The sequence below is a fragment of the Paenibacillus sp. ov031 genome, from assembly GCF_900143165.1.
In the GTDB taxonomy this organism is placed as follows: Bacteria; Bacillota; Bacilli; order Paenibacillales; family Paenibacillaceae; genus Paenibacillus; species Paenibacillus marchantiae.
This window is the reverse complement of sequence record NZ_FRDO01000014.1, coordinates 36444-51615: the sequence shown is the minus strand read 5'-3', so window position 1 is coordinate 51615 and position 15172 is coordinate 36444. Positions and strand designations below refer to the sequence as shown.

The window sequence follows — 15172 nt, the reverse complement described above, 5'->3', positions numbered from 1 at the left end:
GGACGTACCGCTGGTGTACCAGTTGTTCCGCCAGGAGCACCGCTGGGTAGCTATGTACGGAAGGGATAAGCGCTGAAAGCATCTAAGCGTGAAGCCCCCCTCAAGATGAGATTTCCCAGTATGTAAGACCCCTTGAAGACGACGAGGTAGATAGGCTGGGGGTGGAAGTGCAGCAATGCATGGAGCTGACCAGTACTAATCGGTCGAGGGCTTATCCAATATGCAAGTTATAAATCGCACATTTCGTTTCGGATCTAGTTTTCAGAGAATGATCTCTGAATGTAAGCTAAGCTATGCGTTTGGTGGCGATGGCGGAGGGGTTCCACACGTACCCATCCCGAACACGACCGTTAAGCCCTCTAGCGCCGATGGTACTTGGACCGCAGGGTCCTGGGAGAGTAGGACGCCGCCAAGCAAAGAACCACTGCCGATGTTATTCGGTGGTGGTTTTTATTTGTTTATAAGCAAAAATTAGCATTAACTATTAGTTTAAAAATGTACACTAAATGACTTAACATAGATAAACGCTACTCATAACGAGTGGCGTTTCATATATATAAAATGAACCTGTCCGTATGACAAATACAGTTGTATGCATCAGGCAATACACCTAATATAACCAGGGAGTTTCCCTTGACAGTCTAAATAACGCTTTGCTAAGATGGCAATAATAAATTTTTCAGAAAACGTATTTTCGGCATGAAATACAGCCTGAGATCTTCGGGTTTTGGACCGTAAAGCTGAGCAAACATAAGGAGGAACGCCCGCGTGTGGGAAGATAAATTTGGTAAGGAAGGTTTCACCTTCGACGATGTACTGCTGGTGCCCCGGAAATCCGAGACACTGCCTAAAGAAGTGGACGTATCTGTTCGTTTGAGTGACAGCGTTAAACTGAATATTCCTTTGATTAGTGCTGGTATGGATACTGTTACTGAAGCGACATTGGCTATTGCCATTGCCCGTGAAGGCGGTATTGGTATCATCCATAAAAATATGTCTGTTGAGCAGCAAGCGGAGGAAGTGGATCGGGTTAAGCGCTCGGAGAGTGGTGTTATTACCAACCCGTTCTCATTGACAGCGGAACATCTGGTTTCTGATGCAGAATCGGTTATGGCAAAATATCGCATTTCCGGTGTACCGATTGTTGAAGGAGATCAAAAGCTTGTTGGTATCCTGACAAACCGTGACTTGCGTTTCATCCACGACTTCTCCATTAAAATCAGCGAAGTCATGACTCGTGAGAATTTGGTTACTGCGCCTGTAGGTACTACACTGCAAGAAGCAGAAGGCATTCTCCAGAAGCATAAAATCGAGAAACTTCCATTAGTAGATGAGTCCAACACACTGAAAGGTCTCATTACTATTAAAGATATCGAAAAAGCAATTCAATTCCCTAACGCAGCTAAAGATGCACAAGGACGTTTGCTGGTTGGAGCAGCGATTGGGATTTCCAAAGACACCTTTGAACGTGCTGATGCATTGGTTCAAGCCGGTGTGGACCTGATTACGGTAGACTCGGCACATGGACATCACATAAACATCATTGATGCGGTTCGTCAGCTGCGCGAACGTTTCCCGAACCTGACCATTGTTGCAGGTAACGTTGCTACAGGCGATGCAACCCGTGAATTGATTGAAGCTGGGGCATCGGTTGTCAAAGTGGGAATTGGTCCAGGTTCCATCTGTACAACTCGTGTAATTGCTGGTATTGGTGTTCCTCAAGTTACAGCAGTATACGATTGTGCAAATGTAGCACGTGAATATGGCGTACCAATCATTGCTGACGGTGGTATCAAGTACTCTGGTGAGATTACTAAGGCTCTTGCTGCAGGTGCTCATGCAGTTATGCTGGGAAGCTTGTTTGCAGGTACGGCAGAAAGCCCGGGAGAAACGGAAATCTTCCAAGGACGTAGCTACAAAGTTTACCGCGGCATGGGTTCAATGGCTGCAATGAAACAAGGAAGTAAAGATCGTTACTTCCAAGATGATGACAAGAAACTGGTTCCGGAAGGAATTGAGGGACGTGTTGCTTACAAAGGTCCATTATCTGATACGATTCATCAGTTGATTGGTGGTCTACGCTCAGGTATGGGATACTGTGGTACAAGCAGTTTGGAACAGCTTCGTAACAACACTCAGTTTATTCGTATTACAGGTGCGGGGCTTCGTGAAAGCCATCCGCATGATGTACAGATTACGAAAGAAGCCCCTAACTACTCGTTGTAATCTGAATTGTGTTAATCATTTCCAGGACAGGCTTGGCGATTTTCGCCGGGCCTGTCTTTTTTTGCGGATACCCCTGTGATAGAATAGAACAAGCGGTAATGATCCTTTAATGGATTAGGGCATTGCGGCGGTTTTTTGACGTGAGTCTATGAAACTGCTTCTGACAATGAATTTTGAGTGATTGAAAAAGGTTGAAGGTAGCCCAGCGAAAAAAGAAGCGCGGACGTCCTTTTACATAAGCATTTCATTTAATGCTAACTAAGTGACAATCGATTCGAACTTTAGGAGCAATGACAATGCTCTTTCGATACAGCGCATATACGACACACCTCACACATCATCTCCACTTGTTAGGGAATAAGAAAATATTGCAGCTCAAGCTGTACTGAAGCACACAATAGAAAGCTTCGGACCGAAGGGAGTATTCATCATTGAAAACCAAACAAATGAATAAGAAAAAACGTCAAATGCTCAAAAAAAGCGTAGCCTCGGTTATGCTGATTAATATGCTCTGCATGTCTGCGGTAATGCCTGTTATGGCTGCTGCAAACGATTCAGGGCAGGTATTGACCGCGGCAGCTACAACAACGAAGACTGAAAAAGCCGTGGACATTCCTTCGGCAGACTCACTGGGACTCGATGTTAAATCAGCCATACTGATGGAGGCTTCAACGGGCCAGATTCTGCTCAATGTGAATGCGGATAAAGCTATGCCGCCAGCCAGCATGACCAAAATGATGACCGAGTACATTGTGGCTGAACAGGTTAAACAGGGAAAGTTTAGTTGGGATGATGTTGTTACAATCAAAAAGAACGCTGCAGAAAGTACTGGCTCACGCATTTTCCTCGCAGAAGGTGATCAGCATACTATTAAGGAACTATATATTGCCATGGCTGTGGGATCAGCCAACGATGCTACAGTGGCTTTGGCTGAACACATCGCTGGTTCCGAGCAAGCTTTTGTGAAAATGATGAATGATGAAGCGAAGCGTATGGGAATGAAAGATAGCTATTTCATCAACTCCACAGGACTGGATCGTGCAGATATGCCTGCGGACTTCCGCCCGACTGAGGATAAAGAAATCGTCATGTCGGCACGGGATGCGGCAATTCTGTGCAGATACATCATCATGGATCACCCGGACTACAAAGATTTTACAACCATTCAATCTTATAAATTCCGTCCTAATGACAAAGATCCAATTGTTAACTATAACTGGATGCTAGAAGCGAATAAAAATATAACCAACTTCAAAAGCTATGCCTATGAAGGTCTGGACGGGATGAAAACGGGCCATACCACAAACGCTGGGAATAACTTTACCGGTACAGCTGAACGTGATGGCATGCGTCTGATCAGTGTGGTTATGGGTACCGATTCGGAGCCAGCGCGTTTCAGAGAAACGAAGAAAGTATTGGACTTCGGATTCAACAATTTCGAAGTGAAACAGGCGGTTGCTGCCAAAACTAAAGTCACAGGCTGGGAAGCTGTACCTTTGAAGAAAGGGAAGGAAACAACAGTACCTGTTGTAACGGATAATGCAGTAAGCTTCGTTGTACCTAAAGGTACTCAAAACCTGGACGTGACATTTAAAGCGAATGTAACTGAAGCTGATAAGCTGGTTGCTCCAATTAAGGCTGGAACCAAGGTTGGGACGGTTACTTATACGTACAAAGCTGAAGGAATTGAGCCACAAGAGAAGACAGTTAACCTCATCACCGCAGAAGAAGCGGAAAAAGGCGGTTGGTTCCGTCTCTTCTTCCGTGCTGTGAAAGATTTCTTCGTTGATCTGTTTGATGGCATCAAAAACCTGTTCTAATAGATAAGGTGAAAGAAGAAGACGGGATAATATGACATTTTCAATATAGTGTCGTTAGACCATTGACAAAATACAAGTAATTCCGACCGGATGGATTGTATATTTACAATTTTTCCGGTAAAATATCAAGTTAGAATTCTACGTATAAATCAGTTTAAAAGTCTATTGTTCTTCTAACTGACAATGCATATTTCACATCCTGTTTATGGACAAGAACGACACATCCATTACGGTAGATTGGGGTATGGAAACGGGAATAGCACGCGTAAAAAGAGGTGCGAAAGCGCGGATCGGACATTATGTGGCGCCAAGGACTTGGGTGAAGCGTTGCGCCGGATTGGCGAAGGTGCTTCCATGATCGGTACCAATTCCAAACTTGCACCTTCCGAGCCCATGCAGGATCGCGGCTGGTAAGAGAAAGGTGGATTTTAAATGAAGATCGGCGTTTTAGCACTTCAAGGGGCAGTCACCGAGCACATTCGTAGTATTGAACGGGCCGGAGCAGAAGGATTGGCTATCAAACAGGTTCAACAACTTGATGAGCTGGATGGGTTGATTCTTCCTGGCGGTGAGAGTACCACGATTGGCAAACTGATGCGCAAATATGGTTTCATGGAGGCCATTCGGGCATTCGCTGCTGAGGGTAAACCGGTATTCGGCACCTGTGCTGGTTTGATTGTTATGGCCAAACATATTGAAGGACAAGAGGAAGCTCATCTGGAGCTAATGGATATGACCGTCTCCAGAAATGCATTTGGACGGCAGAGGGAAAGCTTCGAAACGGATCTTTCGGTAAAAGGCATTGAGGAGACGGTAAGGGCAGTGTTCATACGGGCACCCCTGATTGAGAGTGTAGGAGAAGAGGTAGAGGTTCTTTCCACTTACAAGGATGAGATTGTCACTGCTCGCCAGGGGCATCTGCTGGCTTGCTCCTATCACCCTGAGCTGACAGATGATTATCGACTGCATGCTTACTTTGTGGACATGGCTAGGTCGTATAAACAGCCTGTACAGAACCAATAGTGATTGATATACAACCTATGATCTGCCGGTGAACCCGATCAGTCCTTCAGAGGCTTTACACGGCTTGCTGGCAAGGAGCTGTCTGGTCAGATCCCTGATGTTGCCCGTATCTGCTTCCAAAGCGGGAATCGCAGCGTAGGGTAGCGCCGGATGTCATAGGTTGTTTTTTTACCATTGAGGAATGATGAAGCTATAAGGCTGCAAAGTTTTTACAGGAGTTAATAAGGAAGGTTTCTACTTTGTGGTGTTATTTAGGAGGGGTATTTAGTGCTTGATGTGAAAATATTGCGGAATGAGTACGCACGTGTTGAAGAAGCATTGACGAAACGTGGCAAATCGCTGGATCTAATCGCTGGGTTCACGGACATGGATGCCAAGCGTCGCGAGTTGCTGCAAGAGAGTGAAAACCTGAAAAGTCGCCGGAATACGGTATCTGGAGAAGTCGCCAAGCTTAAAAAGAGTGGCGAAAATGCGGACGAGTTGATCCTTGAGATGCGCGAAGTCTCCGATCGAATCAAAGCAATGGATGAAGAAGTGCGTGAGTTGGAAGTGAAGATCAACGATCTCACTATGGCGATTCCGAACATCCCTAACGAGAGTGTGCCTGTTGGTGCGTCCGAAGATGATAATGTGGAGATTCGTCGTTGGGAAGAGCCGAAGTCATTTTCATTTACACCAAAAGCACACTGGGAAATCGCACAGGACCTTGACATCCTTGATTTTGAAGCGGCTGCCAAAGTAACAGGCTCCCGTTTTACCTTTTATAAAGGGCTGGGTGCACGTCTGGAACGTGCTTTGATCAACTTTATGATGGATCTGCACAGCGATCAGCATGGCTATGAAGAGATTCTACCTCCATACATCGTTAACCGCGATAGCTTGTTTGGAACTGGCCAACTGCCGAAATTCGAGGAAGACCTGTTTAAGCTGAAAGATACCGAGTATTATTTGATCCCTACCGCTGAAGTTCCGGTAACGAACTATCATCGTGAAGAGATTTTGAATGCTGACCAGTTGCCTAAACACTTTGTAGCATACAGCTCATGTTTCCGATCCGAAGCAGGTTCTGCTGGACGGGATACACGTGGCTTGATTCGTCAGCATCAGTTCAATAAAGTTGAGTTGTTGAAACTGTCTTCTCCTGAGACCTCCTATGAGGAATTGGAGAACATGACTCAAAATGCGGAACGTGTGCTTCAATTATTGGGGCTGCCTTACCGTGTTCTGATGTTGTGTACAGCAGATATGGGCTTCACGTCTGCCAAAACATATGACATTGAGGTCTGGTTGCCGGAAAGCAATACGTATCGTGAAATCTCGTCTTGCTCCAACTGTGAAGACTTCCAAGCACGTCGAGCTAATATCCGTTTCCGTAGAGAACCAAAAGCGAAACCGGAATTTGTTCATACGTTAAATGGTTCAGGACTGGCAGTGGGGCGTACAGTAGCTGCTATTCTGGAGAACTACCAACAAGAAGATGGAACAGTGGTTATTCCTGAAGCACTGCGTCCTTACATGGGCGGAGTCAGCGTGATTGCCCGTCGTTCCTAAGATGTTCAACTAAATGAATGAAATAAAAAACCGTCTCCTGACAAATGGAAGTTTAGAACGATCCATTTTCACAAGGAGACGGTTTTTTGTAGTTTATTGTTTATAACGACTATAGATTAGCCATAATTATCACCTAAGCGAAAGCGTAATTTTAGTTCACATACTCAATGGAGCGCAGTGTACGCACCAAGATCATAAGTGCTTCGTCTGTGGTTACTGCTTTTTTCGGTTCGAAGGTGGTCCCGAATGTATCTTGAAGCAAATTGAGCGATGTCAGAGCCTGGACATGGGCTGTGGCCCAAGGAGAGATAGAGTCATGGTCCAGATAGGATATCACAGCTGAGCTATTAGCGACAGAAACTCCTCCTGCATACTGAATTGCCCGATAAACCATACTTGCTAGCTCTTCCCGCGTGACCTGGCGATCGGCACGGAATGTTCCATCAGCATAGCCTTTAACAAATCCAAGGTGTGCAGCGGTTGCCGCATACGATTGTTCCTCAGTCACATCCAGGAAAGAGGTATTCTTAGATGCGATTCCGTTTGCCCCTAAGGCAGAAACTAATAATTGGGCAACCTCTCCGCGTGTGATGGGTTCATCGGTCTTGAATTGGTTCAAAGCAAGCAATTGTTTATTCTGCATGTATTGGATGCTGTTTATCGACGAAGCATTGTCTGAAGTATCTATCTGTTCATTTGAAGCAATAACATAAGTGCTGTATTGCATGTCTCGTATTCTTACCTCCCATTGCCCTTTATTTTGGACGAAATAGGCTGGCACGTAGGAATATGTCCGCGTTTCTTCATTGAACCCGAGTACGGTTGCTGTTTGTGGGTCAAGATCTGTAGTACCAAGGTGGATCACCCGAGTCACATTTTTTAATTCTTCTTGATCCAGCTTGAGCGTTTGGTCGCCAGCCACCCATTGTACATTGAAACGTAAAGGCTGTACCAACATTTTTAGGCCAGCCGGTAGCGATTGTTTTAGGTCAGACAACTCATCGTTGGACAGGACATCAATGTTGATCTGGAGATCAAGCTGTTCGGTTGACACATGCAGTAGAGATGATGCGCGTTGAATATTTAATTTGTTCAAAGCTAACGTCATTTTAGACTGATTGCTGAACAGAGTGAATGAAGAAACTTTGTCCTTCGAGCGCAGGAAAGAAAGAACTCCTTTTTCATTCCCTCCGAAATCAACTCACTGATTCGCTCCTCAGGCAATGTGTTCAAAGGGTCATTTTTACGATACACACCTATAAACAAGCAACGACCCCATAATGAAAAAGTCTAAATTCGATTATACAGAGCAGGGCTGAACCGATTCTGAACAGGTAGCAATGTTTACCGGTAGTTAGTAGGTGGAATTTCCCTTTTTGATGTATCGAACAATAAATCTTATAAAAAGGTTGCTTTCTGTCATACAATTATGGTATGATCTATTTCGTGGCAAGTTTATAAAAGTTAATGTTCTGGAGAGGTACCGAAGCGGTCATAACGGGGCGGTCTTGAAAACCGTTAGGGGGCAACTCCACGTGGGTTCGAATCCCACCCTCTCCGCCATACTACAATTATGATAAGGGTTCGAGCGATAAGCTCGAGTCCTTTTTTGCATTTATTTGTACATTTAGCACAGCCGCATACCCGCTGTATTTACAGAGCATTTTTACGACAAGAAATCAGTTTGTTTCAATATCTGTGTGATGCATAAAAACATTCAAATCGCCGCACTTTATATAAGAGTGGAGGTGGTAAGATGAACCGCGAATTAAACATAGATCAGACGGAGCTCGTAGGTGCTTGGCAGGAAAGATTGCCTGAGGTCCTAAATGTCGGAGATCGGGCTCAAGTTATGGCTGACGAGGCTGATCAACAGGCTATTCGAATTCACATCGCAACAGCGGGACACCAGATGTACTCTTTTGATTTCAAGTGTGCCTATGTGGATTCTCGTGAAGTCAGTGTACAACTAATTGATGTGGAGCGCGATGGAAGTACGACGGATGAGCGTACAGAGCCTATTCAGGAATTGGCTCAGGATTACACGCGTCATATTCATGAATGTGCCCAGTCGTTGCAAACCAAAACCAGACATTAGGTAGACGTCAAAGGAGTGGTAATACGTGAGCAAAGCCAAAGCTGGAACAGATAAAAACCTGCAAAATGTAGTCGCAGATCTGGATCAGACACCTGTGAATATTCACCATGCCCAGCAAATTCAACAGGACTCGAATGACCGTCGGCATCAGGATTCCATAAATCATGATAAAACGGAAGATATGGACCCATCCCATTCCTAATCCAATGAAGAGGGGGGAACAACATGAGTAAACCCAAAACAACACCTGTGCCTGAAGCTCAGGCTAATGTGCAGCACCGAAAACCTGAAAAGCATTCTTCCATGCAGGAACCGTTGTCCGGCTCCAAAAAAGTGAAAAACCAGAATCATGTAGATCATCACAATCCTCAAGGCTAAGTTAAAGGAAGATTCATTCCTTTCTTTAGCACATATGAATGCATAACTATAACCTATAACTCCGGTTAACAAACCGGGGTTTTTGCGTGTTCATACATGATTTAGAGGAGCACACCATTGATATCTAAAGCTTACATAGGTCTTTGTAGCCAATTTAGAGAGTAAAGCTCACAAATTTCCCAAATCGTGTTTCCGTTTCAGAATAAATGGTATATCATTGATATTGAATTATTTTTTTTGGGGTTATCACGAGAGGAGAGAAACAAATGACTAAACGTATGGGGGCGCTTCTTCTTACGTTGCTGTTAACCGTATCCATGGCACTGACAGCATGTAGCAGCAAGCAAGAACCAAAAGAGGCATTGAAGACGGCGGCAGCCAATGCTTCCAAACTGACTTCGTATGAGATGAGTTCTAACTTCACTATTAATGAATTGAGCTATAAAGCTGCAGACGAGTCACAACAGGATCCAACGATGTCTCAGTTTATGAGCATGCTGAAGGATGCTCAGTTGAATGTAACTGGCGTATACCAAAGCGAGCCAATGCAGACCGAAATGACGGTAGGTATTGAGCTTAAAGGCGATATGGGTATGACATTTACCATTCCGATGGTTATGACCGCTGAGAAGTTATATGTTAAGGTACCAAGTATTCCGTTCTTCCCGATTCCGGAAACGGTTGTTGGTAAATTCCTGGAGCTGGATTTGAAAGAACTGGCTGAGCAAGAAGGAACGGAATGGAATCCGGATGCTATGGATGCAGCGAAAACACAAAAGCTGAGCAATGAAGTTATGGATGCGGTCCTGAGCGAGTACGATCAGGATAAATTCTTTAAAAACCTGGACGTGAAGGATGCGCAGCTTCCTGAAGGTTTGGATGCCAAGCAAGTTGTTCAATTTTCGGTCAACAATGACAATGTGAAAGAAGCTGTTACTGTCCTGGTAACCAAAGCATTGCCAAAAGTACTGGATATCATTTCTAAAGAAGAGTATCGTGACATGTTGCAAATGAGTCAGGAAGATATCGACAAAGCTAAAGAGGATCTGAAAATTACTGAAGCAGATCAAGCTGAAATGGCTAAAGATCTGGACCAGTTGAAAGATACACTGACCATTAACCAGTTCCACATTGATTTTGCTTTGGACAAAAAAGATTTCCCGGTATATCAAAAGTTGGTTGCTGATCTGTTGATTAAACAACCTGATACCAAGGATGAAGTTAAACTTGCTTTCACTGGTTCGAACACTTACACCAAAATTAACGAGAAGCCAGCATTCAAAATCAATATTCCAACTGGCGAAGACGTGATTACAATGGATCAGTTTGAAGAACTAATGAACGCATCTTACGGATACTAAGTTCTCAGTTTCATGTTAAAGCAAAGAGCCGCTCGACCTTAGGGTTGAGCGGCTCTTTGTATTTTGTTACATGGTATATTCAATTACTGTAAAGATTCACCCAAGTCCTCGGCCAGCACAGCGTAGATCTGATGATCCTGATACTCTCCGTTAATCTTGAGATATTTACGAGCAATGCCCTCAGCCTGAAAGCCGTTCTTCTCGAGAACACGTTTGGAACCTGTATTGGACAACAGAATGGCTGCCTGAACACGATTTAACTTCAGGGCACGGAAGGCGTAGGATACAGCTAGTTTCACGGCTGCGGTCATTCGTCCGCCGCCTTGGTAATCTGGATGGATGAAGTATCCCATGTCTGCATAATTGGCAACGCCCTGAACGACATTGTTCAAGCTAACCTGACCGATCAGAATACCATCGTCGATTGTAAAAATTCCGAATTGATAACCTGTTCCTTCTTCGGCCGCCTGTATTCTATCCTGAATGCGTCTGGTTTGCGCCTGCAGCGTATAGAATTCATCATCCCGGATAGGCTCTACAGCTTGGTAGGGATGACGTGTAATTTGAATAAGAGCAAGATACGCCTCTGTATCTTGTGGAGTAAGTAAACGGAGACTTATTCCTTTTGGTGTGTCGTATAGTGTAAGCGGCATGGAATGCACTTCCTTTCCAGATGGGTGTAAGATTCTATTTTTTGCGTAAACGCCGGAAAAATTGAGTCAGCATGGTGGAGCACTCTGGTTGCAGAATGTCAGCAACCACTTCGGTTCGATGATTAAAACGAGGTTCCTGCAGCAGATTCATCAGCGTTCCTGCGCATCCGGCCTTGGGGTCTGCGGTACCATATATGACTCGAGGCACTCTGGATTGCACAATGGCACCTGCACACATGGGGCATGGTTCCAGTGTGACGTACAGACTGCAATCCAGCAGTCGCCATGCACCGATGGCTTCACTGGCCTGCCGGATGGCTACCATCTCCGCATGTGCTGTGGAATCAAGTGTCGTCTCACGCAGGTTATATCCACGACCAATAATACGGTTATGTTGAACAATTACAGCCCCGATCGGCACTTCCCCGAGTGCTTCTGCTTTGTACGCTTCAGCAATGGCTTCACGCATCCAGTGCTCGTGCTGAGCCTCCTCGGAGAGATGCGTAAGATCAGGTTGGAGAACGTCATCCTTCATTAAAATGTAAAACTCCTTCCAAAGAGCATTTTGTGCGGCGAACAAACATTCGTTTGTTAACATGTTGTGTATAAGTCTGTGGATAACAGACGAGTTGCTCACATAGTTATGAACATACTATCCACATACCTGTGGATTTGTGTATAAGTTTTAGTGGTTATTCCCATTGTAGGCATGGAAAAGACAAATTACAATTGATTTCGCGTTTTTCAGCCAAGCGGTAACTTTTGGACAAGGGTCAATTATCCTTTTCAAATAGACATACAACAGTTATGATGGAGATAGGTTTTGCCATATATCGCCAGAGGGTACAAGCCGAGAGGTGAACGAAAAAGTTGTCTATTAAAACGAAATTATCCATGATTATGTCGTGCTCAGTGCTCGTCATTTTGGTTTTAAATATAGCACTGAGTTATTATACTACAGAAGAGAATTTAAGGCAGGACAGCGAAACCAAGATGGTGCTTACGGCCAAACAGATTGCAATCGCTGTCGAACAGAGTCAGTCCAGTTCAGAATATGTAAAACGACAAATTGGGAACAATCTATGGCTGGCCTCAGTAATGGCAGCGGGAGAACTGGACCCGAATATTAATAATATCACAAATGAAGACCTGGTTCGCATGAGCGAGAAAGTCGGTGTCTCCCACATTTCATTGATGGAGCAAACGGCTGATGATATTGTGGTTACCCGGTCTTCCGATCCAAAGGAGATTGGATTGTCTACCAAATCCATGACGTACTGGTATCAGGCATTTAAACAGCTATTCGAAAACCATCAGGTTACGATTTCACAGGGACAGAAATTAGACCATTTTTGGTCGGATGGATTCGAATATTCTACATCCAATCCGTCAGATGTTGATATCTGGGGTTACTATCATGATGGGAAGAGGAATTACATAATCAATCCCTTCTATAATAATGCCGCTGTTGACGACTATGTGAAGATCTCTGGTCCAGACGAGATTTTGAATAAGATTCGCGAAGTGAATTCATCGATTCTGGAGATTACAGGTATCAATCCATTGACCTTCGGTAGCTCGAACATGAGCAATGACGGAAGGGATACGAACCACAACAAGTTGAATAACAGGCCTATTCGTTTCGGTACATATCAATATGGTGCCGCAGAAGAGGATCACAAGGCGGTTGTACGGGCAATTCGTACTGGGCAGAATGTATCTTTTGTGAGTGAAACTCATGAACAGAAGGTGCTCAAAAGTTTCATTCCGATATTCACCCCCAATGAATCATCTTATGTAATTAGTATTGTCATGGACTATAAGCAAATATCCTCCATGGTATCGGAACAACTGGTTAGCCATGCCTCGATTTCGCTTGTGTTGCTGGAGATTGTGATCTTTGGTAGCTATTTGCTTGCGGGATACATTACGCGTCCAATTCAATCTATTCTGGGCAAAGTGAATGATGTGGCTGATGGCCATTTTGATTTCCGTCTAAAAGTGAGAAGGAAAGACGAACTGGGCCAATTAGCGAATCGCATTAATGCGATGATTCGTAATTTGGGCCATTATACGAATCGTCTGAAACAGATGTATGAAGAAAATCGTGCGGTAAAAGAGCATTTGGAATCGATCATTAACCAAACGGCAGATGCGATTCATATTACGGATCTGGATGGAAATGTACTGCGGGTAAACCGTGCCTTTGAGCAGTTGTATGGCTGGCGCAGTCGTGAAGTTGAAGGACGCAAATTGAAAATTATCCCTCCTGGTACTGAAGAGGAGATGGAAGAGCAGCATGCCCAGTTGATTGAGGGCATGTCAATTACGTCTAATGAAACGACATGGATGAAGAAGGATGGTAGCCGTGTTGAAGTCAGCGTGAGTACAGCACCAGTTCGGGATGAAGCAGGAGAGATTACAGCACTGATCAGCGTATCAAGAGATATTACCAGCCGTAATCGTATGGAGGAACTGCTCAGACGTTCCGAGAAACTGACGACGGTTGGTCAGCTGGCAGCCGGGGTTGCGCATGAGATTCGTAATCCGCTTACGACCTTGCGTGGGTTTCTTCAGCTCCAACAAGAGACGAACAAGCTCAATCATCGTCACCTGGATTTGATGCTGTCAGAGTTGGATCGAATTAATCTCATTGTGGGTGAGTTTCTGATACTGGCCAAACCACAAGCGGTTCATTTTCAAGAACGGGATATTCGCTTCATTCTGGGAGATGTTATATCATTGCTGGATAGTCAGGCGCATCTGCATGGTGTGGAATTTGTATTGAATGCTTCATCGGATTCAGCTATGGTACACTGTGAAGAGAACCAGTTGAAGCAGGTCTTCATTAACTTGCTGAAGAACGGCATGGAGGCCATGCCAGACGGAGGTAATATTCGAATTAAACTCAATCATGACGAAGAGAATGGTCGGGTTCGGATTGAAATTAAGGATGAAGGCACTGGAATTCCAGAAGAACTGATGCCTAAGCTGGGGGAACCATTCTTCACAAGCAAGGAATCGGGAACAGGGCTTGGCCTGATGGTCAGCCAGCGCATTATTCAATCACATAAGGGCATGATGGATATCAAAAGCGTCATGAACAAGGGAACGACCGTCATTATCGATCTGCCTGCCTCCCCACAGCAAACGGAGAGTATAGAGGAAGAGCATAAGACGGACAATGAACCTACAGACGAAGAGAACTAGATGAGGTGAGATTACCTTTTGCGTATTAATAAATTTATCAGTGAAACAGGTTTTTGTTCCCGTCGGGAAGCCGACAGATTGGTGGAAAGCGGGAAAGTAACGATTAATGGAGTGACGGCAGAGCTGGGCAGTCAAGCAGAAGATGGCGATGATGTAAGAATTAATGGTCAACCTATTAAGGAAAAACGGAAACACGTATATATTGCGCTTAATAAACCTATTGGAATAACGAGTACAACCGAACAGCACATTCAAGGGAATATCGTTGATTTTGTAGGACACAAAGAGCGCATCTTCCCAATTGGTCGCCTGGATAAGGATTCGGAAGGTTTGATTCTGATGACCAATGACGGTGATATTGTCAATCGAATTCTAAGGGCAGAAGGACGCCATGAGAAAGAATATATTGTCACCGTCGATCGTGCGGTAACACCGAGTTTCTTGAGAGGCATGAGCACAGGAGTCAAGATCCTTGGCGAAATGACGCTGCCTTGTACGGTGACTCGTATATCAGAGCGGGTGTTCCGCATTATTCTGACAGAGGGAAAAAACCGTCAAATTCGCCGGATGTGCAGTGCATTTGGCTATGAGGTTCGGAAGTTGAAGCGGATTCGTATTATGAACATTCATCTCGGTGAACAGGCCACAGGGACCTGGAGAGAACTGACACCCGCAGAGAAGTCGGAATTAAGCAGTTTGCTAGATTATAATATGGAATAAATGATGATTGTCCAAGGCGCTGCTTCCCCTCAAGGGAAGCAGCGCTTTTTCATATCAGTGGATAGAAAAAAGTCACTCCCCTGGTATAAAGGAGAGTGACATAAGCTTAGGCATTAGTTTGCTATAACGAAC

General features: G+C 44.6%; 13 protein-coding genes, 1 tRNA gene, 2 rRNA genes and 1 pseudogene. 14 read left to right on the top strand and 3 right to left on the bottom strand.

Going from position 1 to position 15172, the window contains the following annotated elements; all coding sequences use genetic code 11:
• The 7 genes and pseudogenes from BUA17_RS30220 to serS all read left to right on the top strand — a co-directional run.
• Positions 1 to 219 (top strand): 23S ribosomal RNA (locus tag BUA17_RS30220); the annotation flags it as partial.
• A gap of 79 nt (positions 220 to 298) precedes the next feature.
• Positions 299 to 415 (top strand): 5S ribosomal RNA (rrf, locus tag BUA17_RS30215).
• Positions 416 to 768: 353 nt separating this feature from the next.
• On the top strand, positions 769 to 2226 hold the full coding sequence (gene guaB / locus BUA17_RS30210) for an IMP dehydrogenase (RefSeq protein ID WP_024628817.1): 1458 nt from the start codon (positions 769 to 771) through the stop codon (positions 2224 to 2226).
• 446 nt (positions 2227 to 2672) lie between these two features.
• Positions 2673 to 4046, top strand: a complete 1374-nt coding sequence (locus BUA17_RS30205; protein WP_072735863.1) for a D-alanyl-D-alanine carboxypeptidase family protein — start codon at positions 2673 to 2675, stop codon at positions 4044 to 4046.
• A gap of 297 nt (positions 4047 to 4343) precedes the next feature.
• Positions 4344 to 4412, top strand: a pseudogene (locus BUA17_RS31030) (hypothetical protein); the annotation flags it as partial.
• A gap of 66 nt (positions 4413 to 4478) precedes the next feature.
• Positions 4479 to 5069 (top strand): pyridoxal 5'-phosphate synthase glutaminase subunit PdxT, encoded by a 591-nt coding sequence (pdxT, locus tag BUA17_RS30195; RefSeq protein ID WP_072735862.1) that lies wholly within the window; start codon positions 4479 to 4481, stop codon positions 5067 to 5069.
• 267 nt (positions 5070 to 5336) lie between these two features.
• Positions 5337 to 6620 (top strand): serine--tRNA ligase, encoded by a 1284-nt coding sequence (gene serS / locus BUA17_RS30190; RefSeq protein WP_072735861.1) that lies wholly within the window; start codon positions 5337 to 5339, stop codon positions 6618 to 6620.
• Positions 6621 to 6771: 151 nt separating this feature from the next.
• On the opposite strand, the gene BUA17_RS30185 is transcribed toward serS, so the two are convergent.
• Positions 6772 to 7716 (bottom strand): S-layer homology domain-containing protein, encoded by a 945-nt coding sequence (locus BUA17_RS30185; RefSeq protein WP_170867970.1) that lies wholly within the window; start codon positions 7714 to 7716, stop codon positions 6772 to 6774.
• 378 nt (positions 7717 to 8094) lie between these two features.
• On the opposite strand from BUA17_RS30185, the gene BUA17_RS30180 reads away from it, so the two are divergent.
• The 5 genes from BUA17_RS30180 to BUA17_RS30165 all read left to right on the top strand — a co-directional run bounded on the left by BUA17_RS30180 (position 8095) and on the right by BUA17_RS30165 (position 10457).
• Positions 8095 to 8183, top strand: a tRNA-Ser gene (locus BUA17_RS30180).
• A 193-nt stretch (positions 8184 to 8376) separates the two neighbouring features.
• Entirely contained in the window at positions 8377 to 8718 is a 342-nt protein-coding gene (locus BUA17_RS30175) for a hypothetical protein (RefSeq protein WP_063567622.1), read from the top strand.
• A 25-nt stretch (positions 8719 to 8743) separates the two neighbouring features.
• Positions 8744 to 8920, top strand: coding sequence for a hypothetical protein (locus BUA17_RS31410; RefSeq protein WP_170867969.1), 177 nt, complete (start codon positions 8744 to 8746; stop codon positions 8918 to 8920).
• Between the two features lie 23 nt (positions 8921 to 8943).
• On the top strand, positions 8944 to 9096 hold the full coding sequence (locus BUA17_RS30170) for a small acid-soluble spore protein P (RefSeq protein WP_063567623.1): 153 nt from the start codon (positions 8944 to 8946) through the stop codon (positions 9094 to 9096).
• Positions 9097 to 9362: 266 nt separating this feature from the next.
• The gene (locus BUA17_RS30165; RefSeq protein WP_063567624.1) at positions 9363 to 10457 is read left to right on the top strand and encodes a hypothetical protein; all 1095 of its coding nucleotides are present in this window, start codon (positions 9363 to 9365) and stop codon (positions 10455 to 10457) included.
• A gap of 83 nt (positions 10458 to 10540) precedes the next feature.
• Here the strand turns inward: BUA17_RS30165 and BUA17_RS30160 are convergent, their stop codons facing one another.
• The gene (locus tag BUA17_RS30160; protein WP_063567625.1) at positions 10541 to 11110 is read right to left on the bottom strand and encodes a GNAT family N-acetyltransferase; all 570 of its coding nucleotides are present in this window, start codon (positions 11108 to 11110) and stop codon (positions 10541 to 10543) included.
• 34 nt (positions 11111 to 11144) lie between these two features.
• Complete coding sequence (gene tadA / locus BUA17_RS30155) at positions 11145 to 11645, bottom strand: tRNA adenosine(34) deaminase TadA (RefSeq protein ID WP_064641365.1); 501 nt, start codon at positions 11643 to 11645, stop codon at positions 11145 to 11147.
• A 335-nt stretch (positions 11646 to 11980) separates the two neighbouring features.
• Between tadA and BUA17_RS30150 the strand changes: the two genes are divergently transcribed.
• Together BUA17_RS30150 and rluF are read left to right on the top strand one after the other, a co-directional pair.
• Entirely contained in the window at positions 11981 to 14320 is a 2340-nt protein-coding gene (locus tag BUA17_RS30150) for a PAS domain S-box protein (protein ID WP_072735859.1), read from the top strand.
• Positions 14321 to 14338: 18 nt separating this feature from the next.
• Positions 14339 to 15040, top strand: a complete 702-nt coding sequence (gene rluF, locus BUA17_RS30145) for a 23S rRNA pseudouridine(2604) synthase RluF (protein WP_063567628.1) — start codon at positions 14339 to 14341, stop codon at positions 15038 to 15040.
• Positions 15041 to 15172 lie beyond the last annotated feature (132 nt).

Bases quoted from the DNA above. Each gene is read 5' to 3' on its own strand.
- tadA (WP_064641365.1), bottom strand. From the start codon at position 11,645: ATGAAGGATGACGTTCTCCAACCTGATCTTACGCATCTCTCCGAGGAG.
- BUA17_RS30165 (WP_063567624.1), top strand. From the start codon at position 9,363: ATGACTAAACGTATGGGGGCGCTTCTTCTTACGTTGCTGTTAACCGTA.
- BUA17_RS30170 (WP_063567623.1), top strand. From the start codon at position 8,944: ATGAGTAAACCCAAAACAACACCTGTGCCTGAAGCTCAGGCTAATGTG.
- BUA17_RS30205 (WP_072735863.1), top strand. From the start codon at position 2,673: ATGAATAAGAAAAAACGTCAAATGCTCAAAAAAAGCGTAGCCTCGGTT.
- pdxT (WP_072735862.1), top strand. From the start codon at position 4,479: ATGAAGATCGGCGTTTTAGCACTTCAAGGGGCAGTCACCGAGCACATT.
- BUA17_RS30160 (WP_063567625.1), bottom strand. From the start codon at position 11,110: ATGCCGCTTACACTATACGACACACCAAAAGGAATAAGTCTCCGTTTA.
- BUA17_RS30175 (WP_063567622.1), top strand. From the start codon at position 8,377: ATGAACCGCGAATTAAACATAGATCAGACGGAGCTCGTAGGTGCTTGG.